The organism is Aquabacterium sp. UBA2148 (assembly GCF_002328915.1).
Taxonomy (GTDB): domain Bacteria; phylum Pseudomonadota; class Gammaproteobacteria; order Burkholderiales; family Burkholderiaceae_C; genus Aquabacterium; species Aquabacterium parvum.
This window is the reverse complement of sequence record NZ_DCXA01000251.1, coordinates 7,417-8,852: the sequence shown is the minus strand read 5'-3', so window position 1 is coordinate 8,852 and position 1,436 is coordinate 7,417. Positions and strand designations below refer to the sequence as shown.

The 1,436-nt window shown below is 66.4% G+C and carries 2 protein-coding genes and 1 pseudogene; 2 read left to right on the top strand and 1 reads right to left on the bottom strand.

Annotated features, from left to right (window positions below):
• A pseudogene (locus tag B2W70_RS13965) lies at positions 1-247 on the top strand (Fic family protein); the annotation flags it as partial.
• A gap of 175 nt (positions 248-422) precedes the next feature.
• Positions 423-1,175 carry an SDR family oxidoreductase gene (locus tag B2W70_RS13960; protein ID WP_286746581.1) on the top strand — a complete coding sequence of 251 codons (753 nt, stop codon included), beginning with the start codon at positions 423-425 and terminating at the stop codon, positions 1,173-1,175.
• A gap of 28 nt (positions 1,176-1,203) precedes the next feature.
• Here B2W70_RS13960 and B2W70_RS13955 read toward each other — a convergent pair.
• Positions 1,204-1,436, bottom strand: a 233-nt coding sequence (locus tag B2W70_RS13955) for a TonB-dependent receptor (protein WP_286746580.1), incomplete at its 5' end; no start/stop codon positions are given.

The window sequence follows — 1,436 nt, the reverse complement described above, 5'->3', positions numbered from 1 at the left end:
CGCCGATCGGCGTCGGCTGCTGGCCACGCCCAAGGCCAGCCCGACCAGCCACCGCTTGTTCGAGATGCTGCCCACGATGCCGCGCTTCACCATCGAACGCGCGCGGCAGGCACTGGGCACCACCGTGCCGACAGCCACCGCGGCGGTGAAGGTGCTGGAGGACCTGGGCATCGTGGCCGAGGTGACGGGCCAGAAGAAGAACCGCAGCTACAGCTATCAGCGATACGTTGCGCTGCTGGCGCTTTGAAGCAACAAGCGCAAGGCCCGACACCCCATCCGTGCAATCCATCACACCACCACTCCCCGCGATCAAGTGACACCACGCCTGAACGCCCCCGACTCAAGTGGACCTTCGCGCCCCTGAGTCAACGCCCCGTCCCTAACATGCGAAGCCTCACTCAAGCAGCACGAAGGAATCCAGCATGCAGCGCAGACTCGATGGCAAGAAGGCCCTGATCACAGGCGGCAACAGCGGCATCGGGCTGGCAACGGCGAAGCTCTTTGTGGCGCAAGGCGCCCAGGTGGCCATCACCGGCCGCAACGCCGTGGCGCTCAAGCAGGCGCAAACCGACCTGGGCGGCCAGGCGCTCACCTTCAAGTGCGACGCCGGCAAGGTCGGCGAGATCCAGGACTGCATGGCCACGCTGCAAGCCCAATGGGGCGGCATCGATGTGCTGGTGGTCAACGCCGCCATCGCAGGCCCGGCGCCCTTTGAGCACGTGTCCGAAGCGCAGTTCGACGAGCTGGCATCGGTCAACTTCAAGGGCGTGTTCTTCACGATTCAAAAGGCCTTGCCTTTGCTGTCGGCCGGCGCCAGCGTGATCGTGATGACCTCGATCTCCAACCAGATGGGCTCGCCCAACTTCAGCGTCTACGCCGCGTGCAAGGCCGCCCTGCGTTCCATGGTGCAGACCTTGGGCCTGGAGCTGATCCCGCGCGGCATCCGCGTCAACGCCATCAGCCCGGGCCCCATCGCCACGCCCATGTGGAACAAGTTCGGCATGCCCGACGAGGTGGCGCAGGCCGTGCAGGCCGACGTGCAGCAGAAGTCACCCATCAAGCGCTTCGGGCAGACCGATGAGGTGGCGCGCACCGCCTTGTTCCTGGCCAGTGACGATGCGTCTTACATCGTCGGCCAGGAGATCGTGGTGGACGGGGGCATGAGCCTGCTGTGAGGGTGGAGGGCCCTCGGCCCTCCCCGCCTCACATGCTGTAGGAAGCCTGCAGGTAGAAGGAGCGCCTGGCCAGGGGCAGGTCGCCAGGGATGTTGTCCCCTGCGCTGGTGGGCTCGCGCGCGTCCGCATCGAAGAGGTTGCGGATGGACGCCGCGAACTCCCAGCCTTTGCTGATCGAGGCGTTGCGCAAGGTCAGGTCCACGGTGGTGTAGTCGGCCACGTCGGGGCGGCTGTCGCCGAGCGCGCGCTTGCGCCCCGCCT

What these genes read in the sequence shown, in the direction of transcription:
- B2W70_RS13960 (WP_286746581.1), top strand. Translation starts at nt 423, where the DNA reads ATGCAGCGCAGACTCGATGGCAAGAAGGCCCTGATCACAGGCGGCAAC.